The sequence below is a fragment of the Providencia sp. 2.29 genome (assembly GCF_015832305.1).
Classification (GTDB): domain Bacteria; phylum Pseudomonadota; class Gammaproteobacteria; order Enterobacterales; family Enterobacteriaceae; genus Providencia; species Providencia stuartii.
The window spans coordinates 2,945,556-2,972,534 of record NZ_CP065420.1; the positions used below are offsets into that span (position 1 = coordinate 2,945,556).

General features: G+C 42.0%; 25 protein-coding genes, 1 pseudogene and 2 CRISPR repeat arrays. Of the genes and pseudogenes, 9 read left to right on the forward strand and 17 right to left on the reverse strand.

Translation table 11 applies throughout. The features are described 5' to 3' along the window. Positions 1-38 precede the first annotated feature (38 nt). The 8 genes and pseudogenes from fliL to I3B46_RS21835 form a co-directional block, all read left to right on the forward strand. On the forward strand, positions 39-521 hold the full coding sequence (fliL, locus tag I3B46_RS13745; RefSeq protein ID WP_004918672.1) for a flagellar basal body-associated protein FliL: 483 nt from the start codon (positions 39-41) through the stop codon (positions 519-521). A gap of 5 nt (positions 522-526) precedes the next feature. After that, positions 527-1,534 (forward strand): flagellar motor switch protein FliM, encoded by a 1,008-nt coding sequence (fliM, locus tag I3B46_RS13750; RefSeq protein ID WP_004918669.1) that lies wholly within the window; start codon positions 527-529, stop codon positions 1,532-1,534. Further along, positions 1,527-1,943, forward strand: coding sequence for a flagellar motor switch protein FliN (gene fliN, locus I3B46_RS13755; RefSeq protein WP_004918665.1), 417 nt, complete (start codon positions 1,527-1,529; stop codon positions 1,941-1,943). The genes fliM and fliN overlap by 8 nt, the downstream gene beginning before the upstream one ends. Before the next feature lie 24 nt (positions 1,944-1,967). Beyond that, entirely contained in the window at positions 1,968-2,396 is a 429-nt protein-coding gene (gene fliO / locus I3B46_RS13760) for a flagellar biosynthetic protein FliO (RefSeq protein WP_004918662.1), read from the forward strand. Positions 2,397-2,408: 12 nt separating this feature from the next. Beyond that, positions 2,409-3,152, forward strand: coding sequence for a flagellar type III secretion system pore protein FliP (fliP, locus tag I3B46_RS13765; protein ID WP_014658072.1), 744 nt, complete (start codon positions 2,409-2,411; stop codon positions 3,150-3,152). A 9-nt stretch (positions 3,153-3,161) separates the two neighbouring features. Further along, positions 3,162-3,431, forward strand: a complete 270-nt coding sequence (gene fliQ, locus I3B46_RS13770; protein ID WP_004918656.1) for a flagellar biosynthesis protein FliQ — start codon at positions 3,162-3,164, stop codon at positions 3,429-3,431. A 2-nt stretch (positions 3,432-3,433) separates the two neighbouring features. Then, positions 3,434-4,216 carry a flagellar biosynthetic protein FliR gene (gene fliR, locus I3B46_RS13775; RefSeq protein ID WP_004918654.1) on the forward strand — a complete coding sequence of 261 codons (783 nt, stop codon included), beginning with the start codon at positions 3,434-3,436 and terminating at the stop codon, positions 4,214-4,216. A 1,273-nt stretch (positions 4,217-5,489) separates the two neighbouring features. Next, a pseudogene (locus I3B46_RS21835) lies at positions 5,490-5,645 on the forward strand (type VI secretion system tube protein Hcp); the annotation flags it as partial. Positions 5,646-5,655: 10 nt separating this feature from the next. Next, positions 5,656-6,044: a CRISPR direct-repeat array (repeat unit 28 nt; unit sequence TTTCTAAGCTGCCTATACGGCAGTGAAC). 140 nt (positions 6,045-6,184) lie between these two features. On the opposite strand, the gene cas6f reads toward I3B46_RS21835, so the two are convergent. The 17 genes from cas6f to flgB all read right to left on the reverse strand — a co-directional run bounded on the left by cas6f (position 6,185) and on the right by flgB (position 26,003). Further along, on the reverse strand, positions 6,185-6,820 hold the full coding sequence (gene cas6f, locus I3B46_RS13785; protein WP_004918644.1) for a type I-F CRISPR-associated endoribonuclease Cas6/Csy4: 636 nt from the start codon (positions 6,818-6,820) through the stop codon (positions 6,185-6,187). 8 nt (positions 6,821-6,828) lie between these two features. Further along, on the reverse strand, positions 6,829-7,854 hold the full coding sequence (csy3, locus tag I3B46_RS13790; protein WP_104873396.1) for a type I-F CRISPR-associated protein Csy3: 1,026 nt from the start codon (positions 7,852-7,854) through the stop codon (positions 6,829-6,831). Positions 7,855-7,856: 2 nt separating this feature from the next. Further along, positions 7,857-8,804, reverse strand: a complete 948-nt coding sequence (csy2, locus tag I3B46_RS13795; RefSeq protein ID WP_004918642.1) for a type I-F CRISPR-associated protein Csy2 — start codon at positions 8,802-8,804, stop codon at positions 7,857-7,859. After that, complete coding sequence (locus I3B46_RS13800) at positions 8,801-10,072, reverse strand: type I-F CRISPR-associated protein Csy1 (protein ID WP_150376673.1); 1,272 nt, start codon at positions 10,070-10,072, stop codon at positions 8,801-8,803. Before I3B46_RS13800 ends, csy2 begins: the two co-directional genes overlap by 4 nt. Before the next feature lie 150 nt (positions 10,073-10,222). Next, a complete protein-coding gene (gene cas3f / locus I3B46_RS13805) occupies positions 10,223-13,771 on the reverse strand; it encodes a type I-F CRISPR-associated helicase Cas3f (protein ID WP_004918638.1) in 3,549 nt (1,182 codons plus the stop codon). After that, the gene (cas1f, locus tag I3B46_RS13810; protein WP_104873394.1) at positions 13,768-14,745 is read right to left on the reverse strand and encodes a type I-F CRISPR-associated endonuclease Cas1f; all 978 of its coding nucleotides are present in this window, start codon (positions 14,743-14,745) and stop codon (positions 13,768-13,770) included. Before cas1f ends, cas3f begins: the two co-directional genes overlap by 4 nt. Positions 14,746-15,087: 342 nt before the next feature. Beyond that, positions 15,088-15,416: direct repeats of the CRISPR family, unit length 28 nt; unit sequence TTTCTAAGCTGCCTATACGGCAGTGAAC. Positions 15,417-15,673: 257 nt separating this feature from the next. Beyond that, complete coding sequence (gene flgL, locus I3B46_RS13815; protein WP_014658063.1) at positions 15,674-16,609, reverse strand: flagellar hook-associated protein FlgL; 936 nt, start codon at positions 16,607-16,609, stop codon at positions 15,674-15,676. A gap of 27 nt (positions 16,610-16,636) precedes the next feature. Further along, complete coding sequence (gene flgK, locus I3B46_RS13820; RefSeq protein ID WP_014658062.1) at positions 16,637-18,277, reverse strand: flagellar hook-associated protein FlgK; 1,641 nt, start codon at positions 18,275-18,277, stop codon at positions 16,637-16,639. Between the two features lie 244 nt (positions 18,278-18,521). Then, complete coding sequence (flgJ, locus tag I3B46_RS13825; RefSeq protein WP_004918619.1) at positions 18,522-19,502, reverse strand: flagellar assembly peptidoglycan hydrolase FlgJ; 981 nt, start codon at positions 19,500-19,502, stop codon at positions 18,522-18,524. Then, positions 19,502-20,605 carry a flagellar basal body P-ring protein FlgI gene (locus tag I3B46_RS13830; protein WP_014658061.1) on the reverse strand — a complete coding sequence of 368 codons (1,104 nt, stop codon included), beginning with the start codon at positions 20,603-20,605 and terminating at the stop codon, positions 19,502-19,504. The genes flgJ and I3B46_RS13830 overlap by 1 nt, the downstream gene beginning before the upstream one ends. A gap of 41 nt (positions 20,606-20,646) precedes the next feature. After that, positions 20,647-21,414, reverse strand: a complete 768-nt coding sequence (locus tag I3B46_RS13835) for a flagellar basal body L-ring protein FlgH (protein WP_004918615.1) — start codon at positions 21,412-21,414, stop codon at positions 20,647-20,649. A gap of 89 nt (positions 21,415-21,503) precedes the next feature. After that, entirely contained in the window at positions 21,504-22,286 is a 783-nt protein-coding gene (flgG, locus tag I3B46_RS13840; RefSeq protein WP_104873393.1) for a flagellar basal-body rod protein FlgG, read from the reverse strand. Positions 22,287-22,305: 19 nt separating this feature from the next. Then, the gene (locus I3B46_RS13845; RefSeq protein WP_004918610.1) at positions 22,306-23,061 is read right to left on the reverse strand and encodes a flagellar basal body rod protein FlgF; all 756 of its coding nucleotides are present in this window, start codon (positions 23,059-23,061) and stop codon (positions 22,306-22,308) included. A 15-nt stretch (positions 23,062-23,076) separates the two neighbouring features. Beyond that, entirely contained in the window at positions 23,077-24,297 is a 1,221-nt protein-coding gene (flgE, locus tag I3B46_RS13850) for a flagellar hook protein FlgE (RefSeq protein WP_004918608.1), read from the reverse strand. A 30-nt stretch (positions 24,298-24,327) separates the two neighbouring features. Beyond that, positions 24,328-25,167: a flagellar hook assembly protein FlgD gene (locus tag I3B46_RS13855; RefSeq protein ID WP_061064158.1), complete on the reverse strand. Its 840-nt coding sequence runs from the start codon at positions 25,165-25,167 to the stop codon at positions 24,328-24,330. 12 nt (positions 25,168-25,179) lie between these two features. Beyond that, positions 25,180-25,584, reverse strand: coding sequence for a flagellar basal body rod protein FlgC (flgC, locus tag I3B46_RS13860; RefSeq protein ID WP_004918605.1), 405 nt, complete (start codon positions 25,582-25,584; stop codon positions 25,180-25,182). Positions 25,585-25,589: 5 nt separating this feature from the next. Then, positions 25,590-26,003 carry a flagellar basal body rod protein FlgB gene (gene flgB, locus I3B46_RS13865; RefSeq protein ID WP_004918603.1) on the reverse strand — a complete coding sequence of 138 codons (414 nt, stop codon included), beginning with the start codon at positions 26,001-26,003 and terminating at the stop codon, positions 25,590-25,592. Positions 26,004-26,279: 276 nt separating this feature from the next. On the opposite strand from flgB, the gene flgA reads away from it, so the two are divergent. Next, positions 26,280-26,936, forward strand: coding sequence for a flagellar basal body P-ring formation chaperone FlgA (gene flgA / locus I3B46_RS13870; protein WP_104873391.1), 657 nt, complete (start codon positions 26,280-26,282; stop codon positions 26,934-26,936). Positions 26,937-26,979 lie beyond the last annotated feature (43 nt).

Here is a 26,979-nt window from a genome sequence, read left to right on the forward strand (position 1 = left end):
AGGTGGGTTTGGTCTTCATAAATAGGAATTTTGCTAACATGTCGTCTTCAAGCAATACATCTAAGAATTCAAACAAAGGGTTGCTCGTGCTGTTCGCCCTTCTCGCCATTGCCGGTGCGGGTTTTGGTGGTTATACATGGTGGACAACGCAACAGACGGCAAATTCAGTTAATGAGGAAGAGAAATCACCTAAGCTATCCCAACCTATTTTTATGGATTTAGAACCTTTTACCGTCAACCTTCCGGGACTGAACGAATCCCCCGATCGGGTTCTGTATATCAATATCACGTTACGATTAGCAAATGAGAAATCACGCAAGCAACTGCATGATTTTCTACCTGAAGTCCGTAGCCGTTTGTTGTTATTGCTATCAGAGCAGAAGCCGAAAGCACTCAGTACTCATGACGGTAAATTGCAATTAATGCAAGCCATTAAAAAAACTTTGTCTCCAACTGTGATCCCCGGCGAAAACGATCAGGAGATCACCGACGTGTTATTTACGACATTTATTTTGCGGTAATTCAGATGAGCGATAATATTTTATCTCAGGCTGAAATCGATGCGTTGCTCAATGATGACGCACCATCGTCAAATGAATCAGCGACACAACCTAAAGACAAAGAGCAGGTTCGCCCTTACGACCCGAATACCCAACGTCGTGTTATTCGGGAGCGGATGCAATCACTCGAAATTATTAACGAGCGGTTTGCACGCCAATTCCGTATGGGGTTGTTTAATATGTTACGCCGTAGCCCTGACATTACTGTTGGTGGCATAAAAATCGAGCCTTATCATGAATTTGCTCGTAACTTACCTGTTCCTACAAACTTGAACCTTATTCATATGCCACCGTTACGCGGTACGGCATTATTCACATTCGAACCTGCGCTGGTGTATATCGCGGTCGATAACTTATTTGGTGGCGATGGACGTTTTCCTGTTCGCTCAGAAGGCAAGGAATTTACCAATACCGAGCAGCGCATTATTCATCGTATGCTGAAATTGGCATTAAGCGCTTACCGTGATGCTTGGAGGCCTATCGCTGATATTGATGTGGAATATGTTCGTTCCGAAATGCAGGTGAAGTTTACCAATATTACGACATCGCCTAATGACATCGTGGTCACGACACCTTTCTTAGTCGAGATAGGAAATACCATTGGTGAATTCAGTATCTGTATCCCTATTGCCATGATTGAACCGTTACGTGAACGGTTGATTAACCCACCTGTGGAGCAAGGACATCAAGAAAATGAAGCTTGGGTGAGTAATTTAGTCACCCAAGTCAAGCGCTCAGAGTTAGAGCTAGTCGCAAATTTTGTCGATATTCCACTGCGGATATCTCGCTTACTGCAATTGCAAAAAGGGGATGTTATCCCTATTGAGAAGCCAGATCGCCTCATCGTTAGTGTTGATGGCGTGCCTGTGTTGACCAGTCAATACGGAACCCAAAATGGCCAATATGCATTGCGTGTAGAACATTTGATTAACCCTGTTTTAAACACTCTAGATGAGGAAAGTACCAATGAGTGAGGCGAAGAATTCTCCTGATGCATCAACCAATCACGACAGTGAGGACTTATGGGCTGAGGCACTGGAGCAACAAAAGAAAGCGGAATCCGCCTCTGCCGGTGCACAGGCGTTTGCAAATCTTGATGGGCAAAATGCACTCAATCAGCTTTCTGATATCAATCTTATTATGGATATCCCCGTTCGCCTCTCTGTCGAACTGGGGCGCACAAAAATGACGATTAAAAAGCTATTAAGTTTGTCACAAGGCTCTGTCGTTTCTCTCGATGGATTAGCCGGTGAGCCATTGGATATTCTCATTAATGGTTACTTAATTGCACAAGGTGAAGTTGTAGTCGTTTCTGATAATTACGGTATCCGTATCACGGACATCATTACACCTTCAGAGCGTATGCGCCGTTTAAGTCGTTAATAAGACAGCGGAGACTAGACTGAAATGAAAACAACACCTTTTATCAGCCAGACCGAACAACCTAGCAGCCAAATATCCCCTGCGATTAGCAATAGCGATAGTTTAGTGCAAGTTTCAGGGGCGTTAGGTGGCATCATTTTGTTGATATTGGCCGGTGCTTGGCTAGTGAAAAAACTTGGTTTTGCGCCTAGAAATTTAGGTAAACCCTCATTAATAAAAGTCAAATCGAGTTGCTCACTAGGCAATAAAGAGCGTGTTGTTGTGGTTGAAATGAATAACGAATGGCTGGTGCTTGGTGTCACGGCACAATCTGTTAATTTACTCCATCAATGCCCAGCTAAAAATGAAACTGCACTCACTTCAGTGACTGAGCCACTCACATTTCAGTCTATCCTAAAGAAAAAACAAGATGCCGCCAACCATGCGGCTTCAAATCTCTCTAATTATAACTAACTGGAAGCGCTCATGTTTTCTGTGAAATCCCCAGCAATGATCGCTTCGTTATTATTGATGCTGCCTATGCAAGCTCTAGCATCATTACCACCTGTAATCAGTCGAACATTACCCGATGGTGGGCAAAGTTGGTCGTTACCTGTCCAAACCTTACTTTTTCTAACATTGCTGGGTTTTATCCCTGCACTGTTATTGATGATGACAAGTTTTACGCGCATTATCATTGTGCTAGGTTTGCTGCGTAATGCGCTTGGAACCCCTTCTGCACCACCAAACCAAGTACTATTAGGCCTTGCGTTATTTCTCACATTTTTTGTGATGTCGCCTGTTGCCGACCAAGCCTATCGTGAAGCTTATCAGCCATTTAGTGAAGATAAAATCAGTTTAGAAACCGCTTTAGAACGCGGCACAGCCCCCTTTCGTACTTTTATGTTAGGGCAAACTCGAGAAAGTGATTTGGCTCTTTTTGCACGCATTGCCAAAGTCGGTGAGATCCAAGAGGCAAAAGATGTTCCAATGCGGATTTTAGTACCTGCATTTATCACTAGCGAACTAAAAACCGCATTCCAAATTGGTTTCACTATTTTCATTCCATTTCTGATCATTGACTTAGTGGTTGCCAGTGTCTTGATGGCGCTTGGGATGATGATGGTACCACCCGCCACTGTCTCTTTACCGTTCAAATTAATGCTTTTTGTTCTGGTTGATGGATGGCAATTATTACTTGGCTCTTTATCACAAAGCTTTTTTAATTAAGGGATCACAATGACACCCGAATCGGTTATGGCACTGGGCACTGAAGCAATGAAAATTGCCTTAATGTTAGCGGCCCCACTATTATTGGCGGCACTCGTTGCAGGGTTGACGATCAGTTTGTTGCAGGCTGCAACCCAAGTGAATGAGATGACGCTGTCATTTATCCCTAAAATTTTGTCGGTCATCGCGGTAATTATTATTGCAGGGCCTTGGATGCTCAACCTATTACTGGATTATATGCGTACGCTATTCAGTAATCTGCCCTTTATTATTGGCTAATCATGTTAACGATTACCAGTGAGACACTCACACTCTGGTTAAGCCAAGGTTTCTATCCTTTTATACGCCTTTTAGCGCTGTTTGGTACAGCGCCCTTTTTTAATGAAAAGCAATCCATTACTAAGGTACGAGTTATCTTAGCGTTTTTTATAATCTTAATAGTTTCTCCGCAACTTCCTGTCGTTAACATTCCCTTATTTTCAGCGATGGGGTTATGGGTCATTGTACAACAGATCGTGATTGGCGTGGCTATTGGACTGACCATGCAGATGGCATTTGCGGCTGTGCGCCATGCCGGTGAAGTGATTGGTTTACAGATGGGGTTATCTTTTGCAACGTTCTTCGACCCAACCGGTGGGCCAAATATGCCTATTTTGGGGCGTATTCTAAATTTAATTATGTTGCTGCTTTTTCTCTCATTTGATGGGCATTTATGGTTAATTTATATTCTTATTCACTCATTTGAATTGATCCCAATTCAAGTTTCCCCTCTTAGTCGAGATGGCTTTTGGTCATTGGCTCAATTTGCGAGTAGCATTTTTATTAATGGATTAATGTTGGCATTACCATTTATCACGCTGTTTCTGATACTTAACCTTGCTCTCGGTATTCTTAACCGAATGACTCCGCAGTTATCGGTGTTTGTGGTCGGTTTTCCACTGACTCTAACTATCGGTATCAGTATGCTTGGGTTAATTATTTCGATTCTTCCTCGTTACAGTGAACGACTGATTCATCAAGCTTTTGAGCAGCTATCCTTGATGTTTGGGTTACTTGGGGGGTGATTCAGAAGATGCGAATTATTGAAATATTCATGGTCATAAATAATTAAGTAGGATAGAAACATCCTACTTATGTTCTTTTATTGAGTTATCAAAAAATACATTTTCAAAAGAATGATAACATTATCCGCAATAACATCTCTTTTAAATAAAATATTATAAAAATTTCAATCATCATAATTATCCCTCGTTTTATACACTGCACCAGACAAGGGAAAATAGTAACAGTAAAATTACCGAGGTATTATTCACAAAAAATAACACACAGAGATAAAAATCATAATTGAATTTTAACTAGTCTTAAATACTATTAAGACAATAAAAATCTAATAATGGTTATTCTAAAAGCTGCTCATATAGCAGTGAACATATATAAATAACAGTAAAATCACCGATTTCTAAGCTGACCTACGTCAGTAACTATGTTATTCCCCAATAATTCAACCTAAGCATCAAAATGTATATTTATGGCTATCTCAGTCTATTCTCTAATTTAGTATTAAAAACAAAAAAGTAAAATCTTTATTTAAAAAAAACTCATCAGAGAATTATCATAATTTGTTAATCTATATTTAGGATATATTTAATTTTCAAACCACCTATACAACAATATAGGTAGCCTACTGACTTGTAATCAAAAAAAGTGAAGCGACAGCGTCTGCTTTTCTCCGAGGTCAGTTATCGATGATGGCTTTTTAGCCCATTAACTTAGCTAAGCCTGGTTAGGTTGGGCTTCTTTTGACGGTGCAATCCAAAATATCCCTAGTCCATTGATTGGTGCTCTTATCAGGTACACGTTGTAATCTTTCGATACTACAGCGTGATTCAGAGGCTGAGTCGAAAAACGCTAATGGCGATATTGAGGTGTTTCGAGTTAATTCGAAAAAAGAGCTCCGCTTAAAAGGCGGAATTTTGCCCTATTCTATTTATGATCAGCTGTCCGAGGTTGACCAAGGGCTATCGTTGATAATACACGCTTAGGCCGCACATTAGAATTGATAAAATTGGTTCAGGATAAATGGTAATACGCGTTCTCAAGGCGCTCCTCCGGATAATGGGCCATCTAACTGACGGAAAAGAAGCCGCAACGCACACTCAATCATGATGATATACTTGAAGCCTTAACTCAACTTCAAACTCGCACTAAGGAAATATTTGTTTTATTTCAGTAGGATGCTTATCTCAGAGCTCAATTGATAATCGTTATCAAATTGGTCATAAAGATGAAGTCTAAGTGATTGGGGCTAACTAATATGGTTCTTTTCGTGAGCAAAGTGTCTCATATAAACCAGTTGTATTTACAAAGCCGATTGATAAATCCTCGCCTCTATTAGCGGTGACTTTGGACGAAAATAAAGAATTAGAAGCTACCTTTGTATTTTATAGAACAAGCCAAAATGGTCACCTTGAAAAATATTATAAAATCAAGTAGATGTTTCATTTTTCTAAGCTGCCTATACGGCAGTGAACTCGGTTTCGCCTTGTTCAACACGAACAACAACTTTCTAAGCTGCCTATACGGCAGTGAACGGCGAGACTCAGTGCATGAAGAGGTCCAGCAATTTCTAAGCTGCCTATGCGGCAGTGAACTTCTTGATGACACTCCAATAGCAAATGCGGACTTTCTAAGCTGCCTATGCGGCAGTGAACATGTTAGACGGATATCACTATATGTAAATCGTTTTCTAAGCTGCCTATGCGGCAGTGAACGTAGCGTAACTTTGCGTCAATCACTTCCGTGATTTTCTAAGCTGCCTATGCGGCAGTGAACCAAATGAAGGCTTGAAAAAATAATCTTTGTCATTTCTAAGCTGCCTATGCGGCAGTGAACTATAGCGTATCAAATAAAAAATAAGTCACAACAAACAGTTAAAGCTATTTTTATCAAAATACCTTCTTTTTTACAGCCTGCTGCAACTTATTGTTTTTATGTTTAATTTTTAAAGAGCAAAAAAACAAGGGTAAAAAAGGTCAAAAATGTGGAACGGTGGCAACCTCTTCGCCTTTCCCCATAGACTGACTTAACCCATAACAATTAAACGTGCCTGCCTTTGCTTCCTTCGCAGCAACACACCGAATAAAGAGTGGAAATGGACGATGCCCATCGCCTTCTGTTTTAGACTTTGTTTGCTGACTTTCCATCCAAATAAAAGGTAAACGACTACGCGTTTGAGGCTCTTTTATTGCGCTTAAACAGACCTCAATAGGCTGCCCTGATTTTACTGAATACAGTTGAGCTTTCTTATACCTATCCAGTTCAAGACGCTTTGCACCTTTTACATGTTGACGCACATAACTAATTGGCGTGGCATGCTCTGGCACCGCTTGAATCGACTTAATATGCACATAATCCGCTAGCCTCATTAGCCAGTGACTGATATTTAACTGAGTCAGCGTTTTTTCAGTCTTTGCGAGCAAACGCAATTTTTTTCCTAACCGGAAGCCAACACTTCCATATTCAGGAAATGCAACCGCAACTTCGCTATCACCGGCCTCAGACTTATTTTCTACCAACGCAATATGTATTTGCTGATAGACCTTTTGCCATAAAAAGTCCAACGGTATCGTCGAATCAGGCAGTAATGTGATCTCCTGATAATAGTCCATAGTTCACCTTATTTGTCACTTTCCCCAAAGACACCACCACGCACCAAGACCGCCATAACATAGTGTTCATCTTCGAGTCGTGCCAATTTTTCACCACGAGCCCATTTATCAAAATGCGTATAAAAGTCCTGTTTATCGCTAGGAGTTCGATATGCACGACCAAGGTTAGTCACGGCACCATAAGGTTCAATAGCAATTGCCCCCGCACTATTAACTTCATCGTTATAATCAGGATACCAAGTATCGATAGAGCGTAGAGCATTGCCTATTTTTTGTGAATGCATCGCCGCATGACCGTTCACATGATAAAGGATCTTACTTTTATCACCTTTACCTTTATCCAATACCAACTCTTCACTAGGATAAACTTCCTGAGACTGCCCGAGTTGGGCATAGGTGGTAATTTCAAGAAGTAGTGCCCCTTCACTGTTTGCCAGTGCAGCAGCAATTTTAGCGCCTAACTCATTCACTTTATCATCTTGCTTTTCAAAACTACGAATGCTGTATTGTGTCGCATCAAATGTCCATTGCTGCTCTTGCCCTTTATTTAATACTCTCACTTCAACTTCAATTTTTTCAGCGCCCACGCGGTTGCGCCATAAGAAGCGTGCATTAGCAATATTATGCGCATAACGGCGACCAAGCTCACGGAAACCTTCCCTAGCAATATATTCTTTTGCCGCTTTAGTATAACTTTCTTTAAAAGAGGCATTATTACAAGCAGATGGCGTCTCTACACCCCCCAAAATTTTGAGTGTAAATTGATGCTTTAACGTATCTTGTTGAGTGCCTAATGCACAAGCATCAACTGTTTGTAAGTTGGCTTTTTCTACTTCAGCGTTCAATTTTAATGGGTCGTTTTTAACCGGACCTTTTAAACGATTTGAAATGGTACCTCGGACTGACTTTTCTTGTAGCACGAGCGGTGTACATTGTGATTTATGATCCCAACTCGTACCATAAAAATAACCATCTGAAGGAACTAATTTTTTTTCAAATGCCAGTACTGATGCTACATCATTATTCTTCGCCATTGTTACTCTCCGCTCGTAAAATATTTTGATTCAACTTGTTGGCATAAATAGAGACTATTTTCTAAGTTATTACTGTATTTCCATAATATTTCATTGGGATGGCCTATCTTATTGACCATGACAAATTGACCAAGCGTCACAAGACTTTCCGCAAACCGATGGGGAACGTTTGGGTCTCGTTGATTTTTAGCCTGACCTAATGGGGAAATACCTTGGTAACCTGTCGCTATTGGTACAATCCAGCCCGCTGTTTTACGCTGAACTTTCCACTCATAGTGTTTGTTTTTTGATTCATTTTGAATGTCTACTTCAACGCATTGATTATGGACAGTCACATAGTCTAAAAGCGCATCCATGGCATCTTGACCATCTTCCATTGCAGATACCATTAAGTCTCTACGCTCAATCAAAGCGTAGCCGGGCATTAAACTATTGAATAAGCTACGTCTATATTTCCCCATATCATCATTGGCAGGCAAATAATGCATCTGAGGCAGATCCACAGACAAAATATCGCCACCAGCCAGTTTCATCATTGGGATTAGCTCATAAATCCGGTCAACGATTGATTTATCCGTTAACACATTACCGTACTCATCATTTCTATCTGAAAATTCAATCAGTAATGAAACGTCTAAATGACACCGGGCTTCTTCAATAAACGCTGAACGGTTACCCTCTTTATCGAGTGGGTTACCCGTACCGACGATTGAACTTACAAAATCACTAGGACCTTTATACGTTTGTAAATTACATTCGTGGCTGATAACCGCGATTGACTCGAGTTGTAATTCTAAAAAGCCTATCTTTCTTAATTTAAGCTCTAGCGCATGCATAAACCCTAGCCATGCTGTCATGGCAGGAAAACCGATAGTGAATGGACTTGATAGTGCATTAGCATTATGTACTTTCAGATGTGAGAGCTTTATTAGATTCATTGAATTGTTCATCTCAATAATTCCTTATATCTCGCAACAACATCAACAATGGCATTAAACTCATCGTTACCTAAAAATAATGCTTTTTTGCCATTAACTACCTTGTAGCCTGCAATAAATTGACGAGCAATTTCTGGAATTAATATTTCGAGCCAGTCATCCGTATTATCTCGTTGTTCTTGATTATCTGGAAATAACCATGTTTTTTGATAGTTGGAAATCTTATTTGGTAATGTGATATTTTCCTGTTCCAAAGCACGGCGAACTTTCCACATCATGACGATAATATAATCCACATATTCTTGAATTCGGTTATCTCGGTATTCAATAAAGCGGTTACCTCGTTTATCTTTCGGTAAATTAATTAATCCATGGAAAGCTTGAAATGTTTCCTTGGCGTGCCATGGATTTATCGCATCAGTAAAAAAATTCGTTTTTGGTAAACGTGTTTCTCGAATATTCAACACTGGGGGCAAAGAAAGCAATAAATGGGCTTTCCCTGCATTTTGATTATTTAAAACTGAAATATTTTGTGGTTTAGTGCCACCAAAACCAATGGTTGTGAGCCCATAAATCTCTTTAAAACCTACCTCGCTATATTCCCCTTTACGTTTTAGATCACGTAATGTCTTAGTCTGTTCAGAAAAACGAATATCATCAATGCGGCGGCGCATTTCAAACAACAATCCTGAAGGGGTTAAAATAGACAATAAGTGATAGTCTTCGTCATCAAGCCACACCGGAAAATAGACTTGTTTGATTTTTGAACTCGTCACCACCGAATCATCCGTTGCGCTCATTGCCAAAAAACCATTTCTTATCTCTTGATAAGACTCGTTATTCAGAGTTAATAACGTTTTTGCAAGTTGCGTTTCCGCTTCAATATGCGCTAATAACGTTGCCCCATCTTGCATCTGTAATGTAAGAAATTTATAGACATCTAATGCCGCTGCATTACCTAATGCATCAGGCTCTACAGCAACATTACTTGAGCGTAAAAAGCCATCATTCGCTTGCTTTGCATTAGCGATAATTGCACTAACATAGCCATTTTTATTTTTACGTGCGCTAGGATGGCTAAAGGTACACGGGTGAGTCGAAAGCGATATTTGCCCTGCTCGTTTTGCCGCATTCGGTAACCATTGCGATAAAGCAAAAGTATCTTCACACTGTTGCTCTATTTGATGCACTTCTGCTTCACTCATAGAAGCTTTTAGATTCTTTTTAAGCCAGCCTTCTTTGCGCTCAGCAAAAAAGGCTTCTATTGCTGGATCTAACATATTTTGGCCCTTGTGACTTAACTTATCTATTAATCTAGCTTATACACAGATAGCTCCCCACTTATCTCAAGCTATATCCTATTTCCCCATCTGATAAACATCACGTTCAAAAATAAGTAGAAATACTCCTTTTTTGCTAAGTGATGCAAACTACCTTTTTATTGGGTATACCCCCATCTGGTCATCATAACGATATCCATCATGTACATTTAAACATTTTAAAAACGTTATCTCGCCATAAAACCGTGAAAGTGAAGTGATTTGCTCTGCTTCCTCTGTCTGGGATTCAAGAGATTTCGCATAATCCCGAACTAACCAAAGCCTCTTTTTCATTGACTCAGGGAACTCTATGAAATGAATTCCATTCTGAGCCCCCACATTAACCCAACCATTTTCGCGATGATATTCACTAAATTGCATTTCCCCTCTTGGTAAGATTTCCAACACCAATCGAAAAGAAGGGGCGCCGCTACGAAAAGATGCTATCTGTTGAGATATTGCTGTCATCCACCAATTACCATGGGTATAACCCCAAATATGAGATGCTGCATTACTGGGTATTGTTTGATGATTTGAACGTCGAGTGGTTCTTCTTGATGATGTTGCTGAATTTTCTGCCCGTTTAGGCGGGAAAATATGCTCAATTTTAAATGTATACTTTATCGCTGCATGCTCTAAACAGGCCAAATTAGTGTGTTTTTTACTTTCATAATTTGCTTGCTTTTGTATTCGAGGGATCGCATCAACTGATTTGTTCAATTGTTGTTCATCAACCAGTTCGTAAAGATCATGAGTCGATAACCCTAAATTAATATATCTATTTTCATAGCCGGGTCGAGAAAATGGATTATCATTGCCTTCTTCAAACCCTTTTAAGTTGTATTGCAATAACGCCATATTAGGTTGTGCCACTTCCCCTTCTCGATGACGACGAACACGCCCAGCGATTTGAATAATAGAACGCCAGGATGAAGGCTCTACCACCGCCCAATCAAAATCATGATCGCGCCCTACTTCTTCTACTGGTGTAGCAACTAGAATAAATATCAGATGCTTAGCTTTCCCCTCTGCACTGACTTGTGCGAGATGTTGGCGAATGATCGCATCATTTAGCGCATCAGGTTCTTCTCCTGATTTTTCCTTACGTTTTAAAACACTATCTAAATGTTGTTCCTGTTCATGCCGTAGCAATAGAACTTGCTGGCTATGGTAAGCCATAGTGCGGATCTCAACCTCATCAGGGCACTCACACTCAAGTAAGAAACGCGTTAGATCAATACAAGGTAAAATATTGGCAACACGGATTACGCCAAATGAAACTTGGATACCCGTGCGTTTATCAAGAAAAGCATGGTAATGATGTTGGGTTAATACAGCATTGAGGATGTGATTAAAATAACATTGCTGACTCTCTTGCGTATTATCCTTTGGTGTAGGAACTATTAATGCCTTACGGCGTGCAGGTTGCTGCCCTAACACTTTGGCTCTTTTATCAATAAACTTGCCATGGTACTGCTGATAAAAGTAAGGGGTATTTTCATCATTAGCCACAAGCGTAGCAGCTAGCGTTGAAGATTTACATTTCTCTTTTACGGGGTCATATTCCCCCTCATCAATCCACATACAACCAATCTCTAAAGACTGTTGACGGCTTTTTGCATGAGCATGCCACCCAGATTGATAAGCGTGAAAGTAAGCTAAAGCAGTATCTGGGGTTATTGTAGCGGAAGAGATCATCACTTTACGCCCAAGTAACCCAACCATATGGATCAGACGCGCGATGGCTGCCGAGTCAGCCTCAATAAAGTCATCGACCTCATCAATCACAAGATCTGAAGACATTAAACGTAAACAAGGCAGAATATAACGGCCGCCACGAATGGTTTCAGTAGCCCCTATAATATGGTCGATAGTACAAGCTAATACAGGAGCATAGAGTAAAGCCCTATCTTTCTCCCTTGTCAGTACGGTGGATAATACTTCTTCTGGCAGAATACCTGACCATTTATTCTCATCCCATCTGAGCATTTCTTCATTTTCATCAAATAACATTTCTTGTGATTCAGAGCCAGTTTGGTGAGGCTTCAAATCATTTGATTCGCTATTAGTCTGATGTGAAGAGGTGTCATTCGAGGCTTCTGATGCATTTTCATTCTCTTTTGCATTCTGATGCAGTTGAGCCACCGCTTTAGAGCCAATTAAAACCGCAAGATCCCTTTCGCCTAGCCCAATCTTGTTTTGATCTTTATACTCATCCCCTGTTTGTAACGTTAATGTGCGTAACCCTAACGCTAAAATATAACGTAGACTCTGCTTATCTTCAGATAATGCTTGCATGATTTTGGCATTAGCCCGCGTTTTACCGCAGCCAGTACTCGCCATATTGACAATAAAATAACCTTTAATGTCATCATTACGCTCTTTGCGGTATTGATAAATTGAATTAACCGCATCTTCTTGCCAACTAAATTTCCCTGTGCTGTTTTTATCATATGCAAGCTTTGGAACATCACTAGCAAACGGCGGTTCACTTTCAAAATAAGGTAATGTTTCTGCAATATCTCGAGCAGTTTCAGCGACCTTGACGAGATGTTCATCAAGTTTCTGTTTAAATGTAACTTGCGGAATATTGTTAATATTGCGGATTTTGTGTGTGTTGGCATAAAGTGCAATATCACTGTGCCATTGTGGGTCATTCCCTTGAGATGAGTAATTATGATCTCCTAGCATTAAGCAAAGGCGAGCATAGTGAGCGATAACTCGCCAACTCCCATCTGCCATTGCTTGTTGGAACAAAGGGAGTTGATTTTTTAAATCAGTTGCCGCTTGTTGAACCGCTTGGACCCACGCTTTGGAGTTACTCAATAAGCCATTAGGGAATTCAAAACACATCTTGATGCGTTGTTGAAATTGAGCATCGTCATTCCCGTTTCTATAGCCCCAACTTTGTTTTATCTTAGCCAATAATTGAGTATGCAAATTAATGGCTTTGTCCTGCCAATTACAAAGCTCTTGCTCATCTAAGAAAGGTAACTTATGGTGAGTTAAAATTAGCCAAGTCAACAACGCTGCCGCATCGGGTAATTCAGCGAGTGGATTTGATGCTAAACAATTATCGTTTACGCATTGCTGTAGCTGTGATTCATCCCATTCTTGGTGAATGAGCGCATCAAGCCATTTTTCCTCACTCCCTTCCGCTGAATGGATTTTAACCAATGAACTAAACAATATTGAGGACACCCACTCATGCCGAACAGGGTCACCTTTAAAAGGCATTTTAACGGCTGGATTCAGTTTATCTTGAAATAAGCGGGATGCTTTCCCCCAGTCATGGAATAAGGCTGCTAACCTAGCAACAGCGGCAATTAAAGAGAGATATTTCCAATCATTTTCAAACTCGCTGCCTAAAAATGATTTTTCAGTACGGTTCACCGGAACATGCCCCTGTGAATTAAATTTATTGCGATTCCCGACGACCCATAAGAGTTGAGAGCGTGATCGAGAGCGTATCCAATGACAGCTTACAGCAGTATTGCGACTGGCGCTTTGCCTCAGCATTTTTTTGACTGTTTGTAAGCCGTCTTCAGTGATGAGGGTTTGCCATGTGTTATCACCAATACGGTTAGCAAATGCATCCAATACACGTCGTGTTCTTTTTAGTGCATGTTTTTCACATTGCGAAACAAAAGTGACCATCATAATTTAGGCTCCTGAATTTGTTGCTCTGAGCCGGTATGTAACGCAATCGTTTTAACGGTATCAAAAAGAAAGTCTAAGGCGTGATTATCGATGAAAGATTGTAAGATTTGCTGGCGGAACTCTTGCTCTGAGGCTCCCTCTTTAGCGCAAATAAAGGACCAAGGGAGAACGATGGCATCTTTAATTAAATCTGCGACATCAAATACCAGCGCGCCGCGTCGGGTTTTGCCATGCATAACCGCAAAACCGTGAGGGATCCCGAGTACCCATAAGCAACTCGCTGCCAAACCATATGCCAAATAATTACCGTGGTTTAAAAAGGCATTCGCTTTATCCATGGCTTGATGTTGACGTGTGAAATTTTTTTGCCCCGTGTTATTTGCTGCATATTTATAAAGTGCCTTCGTTAATTGGGCTTCTGTGAGTAATAGCGTCTGAGGGTCATCCGCCGCCTCAGTTCGTGTATGAAAGGTTTCTAAGGCATTTTGGATCAACGTATCATTATAAATAAACCCTTCATTCTGCAATTCTCGGGAGCTTTGCCAAGTCTTCTGTAAATAGCTGATGCGAGATCGTTGTAACGTTTTAGCGGCAGCTAAACGCTTTTTATCATCGAACCAAAAACGCATCCAACCTTGCAAATATTCGGTTGGCCGATATTCACTTTGTGGTGTTAACCATTCTACTTCCGTTGACATATATAAAGGTGTGCCACCGCCACCACAAAAACCAACCAGTACCCCAGCCTGTGAAAGCATTCTCATCGCAGCTTGAGTAATAGAGGTGCCAGTGCCTAATAGCAAAACTGTTGTATTCGCAATGGGAATATTGAAATAGAGGTTTTCATTTTTCGCTTCGGTGAAGTAGAGAACTCGACCATCTTTTTGCATAACGCGGCAATGCTCTAAATAGTACATATTAGCGCGCTTGGAATGAAGGATAGTTTTTAAATCAGCGGGAGAAAAGTCATCCATGTTGAATTAGCCTTCCATTGACTTGGTTAAATCATATGACTATTTAAATACAGTTTAACTTAAGTGTTGTCTATAGCTGTTCATTGTTTGTAAAGAGTACATGGTGATTTTGGGAAGCTGATCGCAAAGCGTTTTATCAAAAATAACTTATTAATTGTATTTAAACGTACATGTTAATACTTGTTTATTTAATCTATATTAATAAATGGATAACTGCCTATACGTTTATGTATGTGACCTACGGCCTTCTAAGCCGTTGGCCTTATGTCTAATCTTCCTATACCAATGTGAGTTTTATTTTCCCTTTATTACTGCGCTGGCGGGAGTTGAACCCGCGTCTTATTTCTAAGCTGCCCATACGGCAGTGAACGTCATAAACTTCTTTAGCTTTCGCTTGCTCTGTTTCTAAGCTGCCTATACGGCAGTGAACCCTTACTCGATAGCCTGGTGTATTCGTGATGATTTTCTAAGCTGCCTATACGGCAGTGAACGCACTAGCAGTCTTACCAGTACGCATCGTAGATTTCTAAGCTGCCTATACGGCAGTGAACAAAAGATGACAATGATAAATGCCATGTTTGCATTTCTAAGCTGCCTATACGGCAGTGAACTTGATGCAGATGGAATTCGGGTGCTGTTTAATTTTCTAAGCTGCCTATACGGCAGTGAACAATTAGCTTACCAAACAAAATCCCTAAATAACAATTCGTTAGCCTATTTTTTAGAAAAATACCTTCTTTTTTATGACGCTTAGTAACTTATTGTTTTATTGGCTAATTTTTTAAAGAGCAAAAACAAAGGGTAAAATAAAGAGTAAATCATCTTAAGAGAAATGCAATATAGGATAAGAGAAAAGAAAATAATTGTAGGGAAAAATAACGATACGGTAATTGCGCCAGCCTCAAATGAGTTGAGACTGGCACACGTCTTAACGACCACCAAATAATGACATGCTATTTAAATCTTTAAAAATATCTTGCGATGCTTGGAACATAGCCATTTCTTTATAATAGTCTGTTGTGACTCCAGTCCAATTTGTATCCAACAACTCACTTATGCGCTGACTATTTTGAATACTTCTTGTATCTGCTAGAAAGTTTAACTGATCAATTTCTTGTAGTTGCAACCCCTGCTTCGACTCAATATTTGAGATTTTATCTAACGCTGATTTAACCGCTGTATTGGCGCTATCTAATGCTTTTTGAGCTGCCTCTTTTTCGCTTTGTGTTGCTTGGTCTTGAGGCGTTTTCAGCGCAGCAATGCCTTCATTTAACGCTTTGAAAACATTCACGACATTATTGCTATCCGTTGCAAACACTTGTGCGCCAGTAAAGTAAGTGGTCATTTCGCGATCGCTGGATACATTCTGCATAATCGCTTTATCGCCGCCTTTGTAAATCACATCGCCCGCAGCATTCACCTCAAATGGTGGCTTGTCAGATTTATAACCTGCAAAAATATAGCGACCATTACCATCTGTCGTATTGCCTAACGCTACCAGCTGATCTTTCAAACCGCTTAATTGCTCCGCAAGTGACATTCTGTCACTATCACTCAAACTACCTTGGTTTGAAGCTTGAATAATTGTTGTATCAATCTGAGTGGTAACCTCTGTCATCTGGGTCAACACGCTCATCTGTAGCAGCATGCCTGTTTTGGCAAAACCTCGACTTGCCACATATTGCTGGTTACGGTTTTCAGATTGATTAACACGCACCGCCTGCGATGAAGCTTGGGGGTCATCCGACGGCTTGCTGACACGCTTACCGGATGCCAGTTGGCTACCCGCATCCATCCAACGCGCTTGAGCATTATTCATATCTTGCAAGCGCTGGTGATAAATCATATTCGTACTTAAACGCATAATATAATCCTTTTAAATGACTAGAATTTAGAACGCTCTCATTAGGGCATTAAAGAGGTCATCTACAGTTTTTAGCACTTGCGCATTCGCATTAAAAAACTGTTGGATTTTTTGCATTTGAATGCTTTCTTCGTTCATATTGACGCCCGAAACCGCTTGCTCTTGCTGATAGAAACTTTCTGTCATTTTGTTTTGTGTTTCAGAGTCAATCTGTGCTTGCTTGGTTTGGTTACCCACATCATTGACGATAGTGGCGTAATAATCGGAAAACGTTGATGTGCCCCCAATTAATTTTTGGTCTTGAAGCTTAACCAGCTCTTTTAGGTTATCATTATCACCAGGTCCGCTCCCTTTCTCACCCGCCGCCGCAAAATTTGCCGCATCGCTTATCAAAGATTGCATGCCATTGATGACGCCATTAACTGGTTTGACTAAAAACGAATCACCACTTTGGGCATTGTTTTGGGTAATTTTCAGCTCGATACCATCAAACTTCAATGTATCTGGGGTTGAGCGATCAACGGTAACGGCAAAGCCTTCAGGTAGTCGAGTGACATTCCACTCTTTACCATCAAAACGCATCTCATAATTATTGCCAGTGACTTGAGAGACATCGCTATAGTTAAAATCAAATTCTGCTTTACCGCGGTTAAAGGTATTACTGACTACATTACCTTTGCCGATTTCGAAAAAGTCCTTACCCGGATTACCATTAGCATCAAAGCCTTTCTTATGTACTTCGTTGAATTTACTTGCGAAGACCAAGGCCAATTTATTGAGTTTTTGGTATGCAGGATCAATGACCTCTTTGCGAGAGCGTAATACACCGCTGAGCTCACCACCACGAAACGCATCGTCTGCAATTTCGCGCACTTGACCATTAGCACCAACAAAACCAATACTAAAGCGGCTGTCATCCTGTGAGGAAGGAACGGCCTCAAGGCGGTTCGCATTTTCTCCAGTCACCAACGGTAAACCATTTGCAAAAGTGACGTTGTAGTTTCCATTTTGCTCAATCACTTTTACGCCAATCAATGAGTTGATCTCACTGACTAGGCGATCACGTACGTCCAGCAAATCATTAGGCTCTGAGCCGCTCACAGAGCGCACCCGCGCTATCTGTTGGTTCAAACCAGCGATTTTCTCTGCGTAGGTATTGATGTCTTTCACCTTAGTTTCAATTTGGCGATTAACATCACGCTCCATTTCTTGTAATCGTCTATCTGCTTCCTTGAACTGCCCTACCAGTGCATTTGATTTACCTAAAAAAACATCGATTAATGTTTTATCACTCGCATCACTGCTTGCGGCATCAAGCGCAGTAAAAAAACTCCCAATATTGCTCGAAATATCTTCAATATCATTAGTGAGTAAGTCATCGACTTGGCTGCTGTTTTTCGCATAAGCTTCATACTCACCACTACGAGCGCGTGATTGACCATATTGCTGGTTAATAAACTCATCAAACTCACGGCGAACATGGCTAAAATAGGTGCCGTTACCAAAATAACCGTTAGGTGTCATTGTGCCGGGATTCTCCCCGAAAACAGCACTTTGGCGATGATAGTAACCCACACCTGCGTTAGCTAAGTTATTTGAAATCACACTTAACCCACCCTGTGCGGCATTCACACCACTAAGTGCATTATTCATTACATTGTTCAGCATAAGCTTTTCCTTTATCTGCTGCTTATCGCCATGGTTCATCGATAATAACCGTCGCAATATCAACCCGAACTTTTTATTTATATTTCAAATAATTCGAGGTGCAGTTAGGTAACAAATCACTGTATCCTTGCAGCACCAATAAGCATCATCAATCGTGCTGTCACTTGAAATATGACGAATATAGTTAGTTATCGGAAAGATGCCGCAAATGTTTAGTGTTTACGGCACCTTTCAAGATGAAAATTTAAAAAATATCACTCAGATCGACGGTATAGGCTTGAACCGCTCGTGACGCCGCTTTGTCTGCCGTCTGATAGCCACGAATTTGATTGATCAGCGTAATTAATTTATCGGCATAATTAGGGTCTGTCGCATAACCTGCTTGGTGTAAGCGACGCGCCGCTACCTCAGGGGATTGCGCGTGTTTAACATCACGATAGCGTGGGTTCTCAGTCAATAAATTAATGTAATCGGCTATCGCTTCTTCATATGAGCCATACACACGGAAATCGTCTCGCATTTTGATGCTTTTGCCATTAATCACTTCCGTTGTCATAATATTGGTTACTGGCCCTTGCCAACTTTTACCCGCTTTAATACCAAACAGGTTATGGCTGGTTTTGCCTTCCGCCGTTAAAATTTCTCGACGCCCCCAACCACTTTCTAATGCCGCCTGAGCAAGGACCAAAAGGTGCGATATACCACTTTTCTGGCTGGCAACTTTTGCAGGCTCTATTAGTCGACTAATAAAGTTTTGACTATTTAAAGAGAGGGATTTGACCTTCTGCATGGATGACGATAGAGCATCTCCTAACGGAGCAAAACGACGGACAATCTGTGCCATTGCTTGATTAGGTAGAGAGTCTATCAATCGATCATCCATGTTAAAGGGCTTCACTGGTACGTCTTCTGAAGATGTATCACCTTGCATTTGAGTTAGCTGCTGATACATCATTTCACCAAAGCCTAACCCTTTTTGTGACAGGTCTTGCGCAATTTGCTGATCATACATACTGGTTAGCATACGCGTCTGATCGGAGGAAAAAAGACCATCTTGCGGTAGTGCATCACGCATGCTTTTTAACATCATTTGTACAAACGTCGCTTCTAATTGCTGGGTGACTTGACGCAACCCTTTATCTGGCGAATCAGTTAATTCACGCTTTAAATGGCTGAGCGACTGCAAATCAAATGCGGCACCTTGCATTAATTGCATATCATTCATCAGATGATCTCCAGCTTAGCGCGCAAGCATCCAGCGCTTTCCATGGCCTGTAAAATCGACATTAAGTCGGTTGGCGTCGCCCCTAAAGTATTAAGTGCTTGTATCACTTGATTAAGTTGTACGCTGGCATTGACTTTTTGTAATGCACCGCCTTGCTCCCTCACCCCAATATTCGTATTACGGGTAACAACGGTTTGCCCGCCTGCAAAAGGCGTGTTCGGCTGACTGACCTGAGTTTGCCTCTCTACCATCACCGATAAACTGCCGTGTGCTACCGCACAGCTTTCTAATGTTACACTGCGATTGATCACAACTGAGCCTGTTCGCGAATTTAAGATCACTTTGGCTTCGGCAATTGGCGTACGTACATTCAATTCTTGAATTTGTGCAAGAAAACGCACCTGATCACTATTGTTCATTGGCACACGTAGCTGAACTGTGCGTGAATCTAATGGTGTTGCGGTGCCTGCGCCACGTAATCGGTTAATTGCATCACTAATATCTTGCGCTAATGTGAAGCTATCATCGTTCAGTTGTAAGTTAATGATGCCATTTTGACCAAAGCTAGTAGGTAGCTCACGCTCAATGGTCGCCCCTCCAGTGATCCGCCCACCAGCTAATTGATTGACTTTAATACTGCTTCCCCCTGCACTCGCGCCAGCTCCACCAACTAAAATGTTGCCTTGTGCCATGGCATAAACCTGCCCATCAACGCCTTTAAGTGGGGTCATTAGCAAAGTACCACCTCGTAAGCTTTTCGCATTCCCCATCGAGGAGACCACCACATCCACGGCTTGTCCTGAGCGAGCAAAAGGCGGCAATTTCGCGGTAACCATCACGGCTGCCACGTTTTTCAACTGCATGTTAGTGCCAGGTGGCACGGTGATCCCCATTTGAGATAACATATTGCTCAAGCTTTGAGTGGTAAAGGGTGTTTGCATGGTTTGGTCACCGGTGCCATCCAGCCCTACTACCAATCCATAACCAATTAACGCGTTGTCACGTACACCCTGCACTGTTGTCAAATCCTTGATACGTTCGCTATATGCTGATGTAGCAAATAGACAAAGCAGCGTTAGCAGAAGAGTCACTAATTTATTCATTCGATTATCTCTATGGGTTTACAGCTCAATTTCTACCTAAATTAATAAGGCGAAACGTTTAAGAAAAAGCGTTGCAACCAGCCCATGGTTTGCGATTCATTAATATAACCATCACCAACATATTCAATACGCGCATCCGCCACTTGTGTGGAGCTGACATTGTTATCTGCGCCTATTGTGCGAGGGTTTACCACGCCCGAAAAACGAATCGACTCCGTTCCTTGATTAATCGCTATCCGTTTTTCGCCCACTACATGCAAGTTACCGTTAGCTAAGAGTTGATCGACCGTGACGGTTATGGTGCCTCTAAAGGTATTGTTGGCATTGGCCCCGCCTTTCCCTGAAAAATCACTACTGCCTTTCACATCCAGCTCTGTATTACTGCCGCCCAGCCAACCTTGCATAAAACCAGGCAAGATTGCGGCTAAGAACCCCGTTTTACCGCTGCGATTTGCATTCGCGGATGAGTTCTTACTGGCGCTCACATTCTCTTGCAAATTAATGGTTAAAATATCGCCTACATTGCGAGGTCGCCTATCTTCAAACAGTGGTTGGTAGCCGTAATAGGCGGGCTGAGCACTTTGAAAAATAGCGCCATTGGGTGCGGGGGCTGTGGGTGCTGTCGGTAACGCACTTGTTTGAGTATCCACCAGAGGACGAGGTTTGACATAAGCACAACCACTTGTGGCTAATACCAAAGCAATCACCAAAACCTTACTCGGTGAAAAGAATGAATCGCCCTTAATTTCAGGGGTAAAACCGTTTTTCGTCATCATGGTACTCTTTTGCTGCTGTGTCTGTTTTATCATCACATCAAATGCCTAGTTATCACCAAATGACAACTTACCTTCTCGGGCAAATTGTCATTTGGGATCAGGCCGCGCGTTATGCCATCAAATTACAGTTGCGTTAAGCGTTGTAGCATCTGGTCGGAAGCTGAAACCGCTTTACTGTTAATTTCATAGGCGCGTTGGGTTTGGATCATATTCACCAATTCCTCAGCCACATTGACGTTCGAGGTTTCAAGCATATGCTGATACAGCAAACCAGCACCATTCGTGCCCGGCGCGCTTTCATTTGACGCTCCTGAGCTAGCGGTTTCCATGTACAGGTTCTCACCCATACTTTCCAAGCCCGCATCATTAATAAATGTTGTTAGCGTAATTTGCCCAATTTGCTGTGGTTGGTTATCCCCATAGACCGTGATTGAGACCGTACCATCACGTGCGATGGTGAGGCTATTGGCATTATCAGGGATGGTGATGGCAGGTACGATTTGGTAACCACTCGAAGTGACTAGCTGACCATCTTGGTTTGGCTGCAAAGCACCGTCGCGTGTATATGCATCCGTACCATCGGGCAACTGCACATGTAGGAAACCTTGTCCTTTGATAGCAATGTCGGTGGTGTTTCCGGTTTTATTCAACGCACCTTGGCTATGAATACGCATTGTCGCCACAGGGCGTGACCCTGTACCCAGTTGTAAACCTGATGGTAAAGAGGTCTGCTCAGAGCTCATTGCCCCCGGTTGACGAATATTTTGATACAGTAAATCTTCAAATACTGCACGTTGACGTTTGAAACCATTTGTACTGACGTTTGCCAAGTTGTTGGAAATAACATCAAGGTTGGTTTGTTGGGTATCAAGCCCAGTTTTAGCAATCCATAATGAACGGATCATCGTTATTCCTTACTGAAAATTAGCTAACGGCAAGCAGTTGGTTGGCTTTTTGTGCATTTTCATCGGCACTACGAACCACTTTCATCTGCATTTCAAAATACCTAGCGTTGGCAATCATCGACACCATTGCTTCTGCGGCATTGACATTACTGCCTTCAATCACCCCAGATGTCACGGAAGCTCGCTCACTTTGTGCAAGCCCATTACCATTCGCCGCCGCGGCTTGTGGTGATAGATGAAATAAGCCATCTTCACCGCGAATTAAATCTTGCGGCTGAGCTTCAACCACTTTTAAGCGCCCTATCTGCCCTAACATTGTTGGCGGGTCGGTCGCCAATAAGGCCGTCACTGTGCCATCTTCACCGATGGTCAGTTCCGCATTCGGCGGCACATTGATCGGGCCACCATCTCCTTGTAGACGGCGCTCACCAATCACCAATTCACCGTCAGGTGAAATTTGAATGTTACCGTTACGGGTATAAGCTTCACTACCATCTGCAAGTTCAACGGCTAGAAAGTGTTTGTCGTTTAATGCCACATCCATTGGCCTGCCCGTATAGTTGAGCGGCCCTTGGCTCATATCCGCTCCGGGCGTTGAAGCAACCACCAACGTTCGTGTTTGCTCGCTATCTCCATGAATAGGAACAGCCCGCATCGCCGCTAATTGCGCTTTAAAACCCGATGTGGAAACATTCGCAATGTTATTAGAAACAATCGCTTGGTTTTCAAGCGCATGTCGTGCGCCTCCCATTGCGGTATAAATGACATGATCCATAGCCACCCTCTACACTTAGCGTAAGTTAACCATCGTTTGCAGCATCTGATCTTGGGTTTTGATCGTCTGTGCGTTCGATTGGTAGTTACGTTGCATCACAATCATGTTGATCAGCTCTTGGCTCATATCTACGTTGGAAGATTCCAGCGCACCGCTCGTTAGCTTACCGAATTGACCGACGCCCGGTACGCCATCCATCGGGTTACCAGAGGCATTAGACGGTGCCCAAACGTTACCACCTTGTGATACTAAGCCATTCGGGTTAGCGAATGCTGAAAGTGCCACTTGCCCAACAACACGTTTTTGTTGGTTTGAGTAATTCGCCACGATTAAGCCGTTATCTTCGACTTTGAAATTGGTGTACTCACCTGCCGGATAACCGTTAACATCAATCGCACTCACCGATGATTCGCTGACTTTTTGCTGGCGTGTTTTATTTAGGTCAATCTGCAACGTACCGTTATTGGCACCATTTAGACCTTGATAATCAAACGCAAAAACGGCATTAGTTGGGCTATTTAGGCGGCCATTTCCATCAAACTCCATATCTCCCAATTTCTTAGCCACTTTATCGCCAGCATCTTTTGCATAAGCCGTCCATTTGTTATCGTCTGTTTTGACAAAGTAAACAGAGATTTCATGGGTATTACCTTGGCTATCAAATGCGGTCATGGTGGTACTGAAGTTATAGCTGCCAGTATCATCTGGGTTATTGATATCAAAAGGTTTGGATTTAACTTTGTCTTCAGAATTCAGGTTGATAGTCAGTTTTGCCAAATCAGAGGCTTGAGCATCCATCATATCTGTTGGGATATTTAGCCCTTGAGGAACACCACCACTTTGAACGACCACATTACCATTCTCATCCAAACCAGCCGGATAACCTGTCACTGTCATTCCTTGGTTGTTGACGAGGTTGCCGCTTTTATCGCGAATAAATTGCCCATCACGGCTATAAAAAATATCACCGTTTTGGTCTTGCACACGGAAAAAACCATTTCCTGAAATGGCCACATCCGTCGGTCTGTCAGTACGAGTGATTGGGCCATCTTTAAAGTTTTGGGTTACCGCGGCAACGTTAACCCCCAGACCTACACCTGAACCGGCAAACATATCGGCAAAAGAGGTGGTTGCACCTTTAAAACCATTAGTTGCGGAGTTGGCAATATTATTACCAATCGAATCAAGCCCCGCTGAGGCAGCATTTAAGCCACTAACTGCTTGTGAAAAAGACATGTTTTCTCCATGACGGTTGGGGAAATAAAATTAAGATGATGGATAGACTTTAAAAATGCTGCTAAGCGGCACACTTTGTCCTATACCAACATCCAATAAAGGAGCATCTGTACCCGGCGTGACACCATTAACTCGGGTATATCCCAATTTGGTGACTTCAATTTCTGCGCCGTTACTGACAGCCCTTACATCAAAGAAGTATTTGCTGTTCGTATCAGCAACGAGTTTTCCATTGTCATCGCGCCCATCCCACGACATGTCATAAATGTCAGGTTTCACTTCTGTGTCGTAAGAGATGGTACGAATAATGGCTCTATTTTTATCGCGTATCGTGATCTCAACGCTGTCAGCCATTTTGGGAAGGAAGAAACCAAACGGCGATGAGATATAATCCCCTTGGGACGCATCATCATCTCCGCCATTGTCATTGGCTGCGGACAACGCACGGCTAGTTTCATCATCAGGTAATGGATTTGTTGGTTTAGAAATAGCCGTATTATCACTGTCATTTTGCGTTTTTAATGGCGCAAGAACGATTTCATTACGCGGTATCAAAACCCCTTTTCCGACCAATTGAGTCGCTTGCAATGATTGACCAGAGCCAATTTGGCTTGAAATTCCGCTGACTTTATCACTCAGCTTATTCATACTTTCAAGGGTCGCGATTTGTGCAAGTTGGCTGGTCAACTCTGCGTTTTCCATCGGCTTAGTGGGGTCTTGATTTTGCATCTGCGTCACAATCATTTTTAAAAACGTGTCACGCATATCATCCGTTTGACTCTTATTTTTATTTGGAATATTACTTTTCAGCGGCTCTGGGCCTGCTGTGGTGTTATCCAAAGAGTCATACATGGTGGCTGCTATGCCCATTTAGCTTCCTCGTTACTGGCCTATGGTTAAGGTTTTCTGAAGCAGCGTTTTAGCTGTATTCATCACTTCTAAGTTTGCTTGGTAGCTACGCGATGCCGAAATGGTATTGATCATTTCACCGACCATATCGACGTTAGGCATACGCACGTACCCCTTCTCATCCGCCAATGGGTGACCGGGTTTGTATTCCATACGTGGTGGCGTGGGATCTTCAATCAACTGGCTCACACGAACACCGCCAACGCCATTACGGCCTTGAGGCGTCATTTGGAAAACTACCTGTTTAGCACGAAACGGTTCGCCATCAGGGCCTACAACACTTTCCGCGTTCGCCATATTGCTAGCGCTCACGTTAAGACGCTGTGATTGCGCGGTCAGTGCAGATGCTGAAATATCAAAAATACTGAGTAACGCCATTTTTATTACCCCTGCTGTAACACGGCCAACATACTTTTGACGCGGCTATTAATAAAAGTGAGATCTGCTTGGTACTTCAATGTGTTATCTGCGAATTGACTGCGCTCTATATCCATATCGACGGTATTACCGTCCATTGAGGTTTGATATGGAACACGATATTTAAGATCCAATTCGGGCTGTTTCATGTTTCGACCTTCGATATGGCCTTTTGATGTCACCGCCAAAGCAACGCCTTTACCTTTTACAACGCCATTTTTCATGGCTTGCTGTAACTGGCGGCTAAAATCAATATCACGCGCCTGATACCCCGGTGTATCCGCATTAGCAATATTTGCAGCCAAAATAGTTTGCCTTGCCTCGCGTATTGATAACGCCTGTTGCTGAAAAGCAAATGTGGCATTTAATTTATCAATCATGTTCAACCCCAATAAATTTTGCTTATCTCTCTCTTATCGTTATCACGATAAAATAAGCACCAATGCGTCACGCCATTCGCTAACTGTAATTTTCAAAGAATAGCAATGCAGAAAACGCTGAAATTTAAAATTCGACGCGCTTATATTAGCCGTATAACAAAAAATCTAATGGCAAGATAAAGGCAAAATTATTGACCTATTTGGCCCATTCATTATTGATGAGATGCGTAAACTGCGAGCAATTAGAAAAGTATGTTTTGATGAGGAGGCAACTCAATGAATGGTTTTCATACAACGCTATTTGGCTCGTTAATTTTACTAACGACAACAGCGCAAGCCTCTTTACCGCAAGACATTAATAACTATTTTCGTAAAATACACACCAAGCCGAATCAAGTCTCTATTGAGATAAAAACACCTATAGAACGTTGGCCTAGTTGTGAAAAGCCCCAAATTCTTCCTCCTGTCGGTAGTCGTAATATGGGAAATGTTTCATTACCAGTGCAATGCGGTAAGAAAAAACAGTTTATTCAGTTAACCGTTAATGTCACCGGACAGTATTATGTGGCAACACGTAATATCGCTCGTGGGGAAAAAATTGAATTTGTCGATATTGGCACCCAAAAGGGGTTACTCCATAAGCTACCTACAGGGGCTGCCACCGATAAAGTGACAATACGCGGCAGCATCGCATTGCGTGATATCAATGCAGGTCAAACATTGACACAATCTATGATGCGTCGACCTTGGGCCGTTAAAGCAGGACAAAACGTTTATGTCTTTGCAAATGGCCATAATTTTTCGGTTAAATATGAAGGACGAGCCATCAACAATGCCGCCACCGGGGAAAACACGCGTGTTCGATTAATCAACGGTCAGGTTGTTAATGGAGAAGCCTTAGAAAATGGCAGTGTGCGGGTAGCGCTAAAGTAGCGAATTTTGATTGAGACTCAATAAGATAATCGATATTATGCGC